The sequence below is a fragment of the Blautia sp. ZXY-1-C6 genome, assembly GCF_056339875.1.
Genome location: NZ_JBWJVQ010000061.1, coordinates 1 through 4,292, shown reverse-complemented (window position 1 = coordinate 4,292; position 4,292 = coordinate 1). Strand labels below are relative to the sequence as shown.

The window sequence follows — 4,292 nt, the reverse complement described above, 5'->3', positions numbered from 1 at the left end:
CTGCACCATCAGCAATCATTGCCTCTGTATGTTTCAAAGCTTCATCCATATGATTCCATTTGCCGCCGTCAGAAAAGGAATCAGGGGTAACATTTAGAATTCCCATTATGTAAGTATGATTCTTAGTATCAAAAAAACGGTTTCCAATTTTCATGAGCAGAGCCCATCCTTTCTTTTGTGCTTATGAAGAAGATCAGTATTCAATTTTCATATTTTTTTTATCATCAGACCAATAGCATTCTAGAAGCTGCGGAACATAAAAAACAATTTCTGGACTGCTTATCCGCTTTATAAAGAAGTGCTGCCAACGTACTGCGGGAATCTCCTTTTCGGTGATGTCCAATGGAAGACAGAATCAGTTCTTTTTCCTGTTCTGTAAAGTGCAGATCTGTCGGGGTTTTTTCCCTTGCGATTTCTACTCCTGCAATATCATGGGGAATGTTGTACTGATATTGCTGTGCACGTCCGATATCATGAAGAAGTGCTGCTGCATAGATAAGCTCTTTTGGACAACTCCAGATGTTCCTCCAGTGCATAAATGTACATCAGCCGTGCAACATCCAGAAAATGTTCAGGCGTATGACGGCAGAGAGATCCGTTCACTCTCAAGTTCCTGTATTTTTTTATAATGTTCCTGATAAACCGGGTGCCTCCAAATCTGATTGACACGATCCATATCTGAAAAATTGTTATTCATCCTTTTACCATAGAAAGGAACATTTTCTGCAGTTCCTTATCTTCTGTAAACGCACCACGGGTTACAGTAGTGATCGTTTTGCTGCCTGGTTTTTTTATTCCGCGCATGGTCATACAGGTATGTTCCGCTTCCAACATTACCATAATTCCTTTTGGATCCAGAGTACGCTCCAAAGCATCTGCAATCTGAACAGTAAGCCGTTCCTGGATCTGTGGTCTTCTGGAATAAACCTCTACTGTACGTGCCAGTTTGCTTAAACCGGTAACTTTGCCGTTGGGGATGTATGCAAGATGAGCTTTTCCATAAAAAGGCATCAGATGATGCTCACACATGGAGTAAAAGGTGATGTCTTTTTCCAGCACGATTTCATTATTTTCTACAGGAAACTGCTTCAACAGATGCTGATCCGCTTCATGACCAAGACCTCCGTAAATTTCTTCACACATGCGGGCAATCCTGTCAGGAGTATCAATCAGACCTTCCCGTGTGATATCTTCACCGATACCTTCCAGAAGCAAACGGACTGCCTGCTCAATTTTCGCTTTGTCAACCATTAAAAAATAACCTCCTTTGTATTTTTGAAATGGAGATTATCCTTTTGACCAAATTAAAAAGGATATCTCCAATTGTGATAGAATGTATGTCGAAAACATTCCCTAACACAATATGAGATATCCTCTTATATTGTTTGCAACGGGTGCGGATAATATACCGTAAGACGTACTTTTCGTTTCAGTGACAACTCCCCATTCACCGAACACTTGACGCATAAAATCCTATTTTGCATATCATTCATTTCGGTATTCAGTATACCATGTAATACGATAATAGAAAAGGTTTTTTCTGACTTTTCAGAATAATTTTTTCCTGCTGCCAGAACTAATAGTTTCGAAGTACACTTTGCAGATATACTTTATACTGTTGCTTTACATCTTCCGGTCCAACAATTCTCATTCCGGATCCAGAATCGTACATAATTCCGTAACACATCTATTTCCATGTTATATAATCTTTCCGGACAAATAATTAATTTCAGCTAACAGATCTGTACCGTCCATCCTGACAATTTCTGGCGCTGTTTTTTCCAGTTAAAGTCATAATACTCCACTTCTATTTCCTGGTATCTAGACTCACGAGCAAACTTAGCCATATACCAGGTTATCCACATAGTGATTCCTTCCTGATGATAATGTGCCTGTGCTTCAACTTTACTGCGATCTTCCAATATCGCTATATCGCGCCAGTATCTGCATATCTGTTTCTGTGCCTTCTCTTTTCCTTCGGGATTGTAATATATGTCTTTTCCTCTACTTCTGAAACTCAGAACCTTTCCGTCTCGGAGATACAATAAAGCAATCTTGTCTATTAGCATATAATCCTTTAATCTATAAAAGCCACTGTCTCTTAACCTCTACAAATTCATTGTTTGACAATCTTCCAATACATATTTCCTTCCATTTTTCAATGCCTTTCAATACCGGTGCATCTGGTTTTTCCGAAATACACTTATCTATTTGAAAAGCAGTTCTTGCACATGCGGAACGAAGATTTATTGTAGATTTTATCTCTTTTTCTGTACATTCCTTTATTTTTTCATAAGCCGTATGCTCTGCACACTCTAATAAAGCCTTATCTAATGGCATAAGAATTTCATCTGATAGATCAAGCACCCCCATATATGCCAAATTATGTATAGAAATATAAAACATCTGTAATCCAGGCTGTTTCCCATATCTTATAAGTCTTATTTGCTCGATCAACAATTCTTTTGCTGTATCTAATTCCGGCCACTTCAAAATAATATGTTCAGCAGCATTCGTCGCATCTGCTATTTTATTCTTATCATCACTATAGAATTGATCAATAATGTTTTCTCCTAATTCAGCTTCTATTCTTTCTTTGCTAAATAAAAGAGCTCTTGATTCTAAAGTATTTATCCCATATTCGCTCATTTCATCAAACATTTTTAATAACGACACTACTAAATCAGAATTCATCTGATCTATTTCAAATGAAAAGCTTCCAATTACTCGCTCCAGTGCTTGATACCTATCATAGAATTCATCATAATAAAAATCCCTGTGCTCATTATCATCAAATCTGCTCCTACCGATTTCCCAGTACTCTATAAATCTATAAAAAATGATCTCGATATCCGCAATTTTTAATAAATCGGGGTACAAATAATTTATACACTGAAGTTCTTCAAATATTCTTGCCCCGCCCATCGTAACTGCTCCAAGTCCTCTGGATTTCAGATTATCATCAGACTTATTATCCATAATATAGCTTCGCACAAGATCCTTAACATCTATTTCCTCTGGACTTGGCCATTTCAAATAAACTGCGGCATAATATTCCTTAAAATTCGGAAGTCCTGTGTCTGCATTTACATTTTTCCAAATTAGTTCGCGTAAATCCACCAATTGTTCATCTGATAATAACGACCATTCTCTTAATTTATTTAAACGCGGAATAATCGCCCAATAATCTTCATCCGATTCACTTGCACATTTTATCAGATCATCTACAATAGTCGAATCTATATTTGCTTTCTCATAGTATTTTTTTGCAAGAGTACTATCAGAAATCACATCGAAGGGATCAATTGATCTATCCTCACCTATATGTGTTCTGTTTTTTGTTGAAGATAATAATATTTCGTTTAAATACTGAGATTTAATATTTTCATCTATGATACAAAGAATCTGATGAATCCATTTATCCATTACACGGTATTCATGTACAATATCTGTATCAATTAGCTTGCACATCAGTGTCAATAATTTTTTCTGCTGAACTAAAGAAGATACCGAAACTAATCTTCTAAGAATTTCCAGACCATTATTCAGCAAATGTGTATACGCATTTCCTCTTTCAGTATTTACGCTGATACTTTCGATATTCTGCTCAATGCATTTAAATGCATAATCAAACAATTTTCTGCAAATATCAAATCCTACATTAATACAGTTTTTACGGGAAATAATGGATTTAACTACTTTGTTATTTCCTGATCTCATACACATGAAGAAACCTAATGATGGAGTATTTATAATAAGGGCATTTACAAATTCAATTTCCTGATGCGGGAGAAATCTTGTCATACCAAGATGCAGAGGCATTGCTATCCTTGTCAACACCCTATAAAAACTATAAATCTCGCAAAATCCATTGCTCCCCCATATAATTGTTTTTATTTCTCGATTAATCTCAAAAGGTTCTTCCTTATGCTTGCAGTAATAATTGTATAAATTATTATTCCATTGATTTTTTTCCTTCGCAAAATCAAAAAAACGAGAATATTCTTCTATTCTGTTCCATGTTGTATGAAGCTCTTCATTTTTGTCGAATGGATAGAGTCCTTGAATTACAAATGCTAAAAGTTCATATGCACCAGATAAAATAGATCCACATTGTACAAAATCTTTATTTTTTTCTCTTGGCATGTTAGTAATGGCTTCTTCTAATTCATCAATTAGCGCTTTCAATTCTGAATATGCGCTTTCAAGCAGGCCACATTCTGCCATTAAACCAACCTTATGCAAACGCAATGCATATCTATTATTCACACAGGAAAACTGTTGTATTTTAT

Annotated in this window: 4 protein-coding genes, 1 pseudogene and 1 riboswitch; all 5 genes and pseudogenes read right to left on the bottom strand. The window is 35.9% G+C overall.

Annotated elements, in window-relative coordinates; translation table 11 throughout:
• Window positions 1–154: dihydropteroate synthase (locus AC075J_RS02525; protein WP_476389945.1), on the bottom strand; the 154-nt coding region annotated here is incomplete at its 3' end.
• A gap of 70 nt (window positions 155–224) precedes the next feature.
• Window positions 225–536, bottom strand: coding sequence for an HD domain-containing protein (locus AC075J_RS02520; protein ID WP_476389944.1), 312 nt, complete (start codon window positions 534–536; stop codon window positions 225–227).
• Between the two features lie 157 nt (window positions 537–693).
• A complete protein-coding gene (gene folE, locus AC075J_RS02515) occupies window positions 694–1,251 on the bottom strand; it encodes a GTP cyclohydrolase I FolE (RefSeq protein ID WP_022381439.1) in 558 nt (185 codons plus the stop codon).
• Between the two features lie 135 nt (window positions 1,252–1,386).
• Window positions 1,387–1,483, bottom strand: a riboswitch (THF riboswitch).
• 215 nt (window positions 1,484–1,698) lie between these two features.
• A pseudogene (locus tag AC075J_RS02510) lies at window positions 1,699–1,832 on the bottom strand (peptide deformylase); the annotation flags it as partial.
• Between the two features lie 250 nt (window positions 1,833–2,082).
• The coding region (locus AC075J_RS02505) for a hypothetical protein (protein ID WP_476389943.1) at window positions 2,083–4,292 on the bottom strand (2,210 nt) is incomplete at its 5' end.

Bases quoted from the DNA above. Each gene is read 5' to 3' on its own strand.
- AC075J_RS02520 (WP_476389944.1), bottom strand. From the start codon at position 536: ATGCACTGGAGGAACATCTGGAGTTGTCCAAAAGAGCTTATCTATGCA.
- folE (WP_022381439.1), bottom strand. From the start codon at position 1,251: ATGGTTGACAAAGCGAAAATTGAGCAGGCAGTCCGTTTGCTTCTGGAA.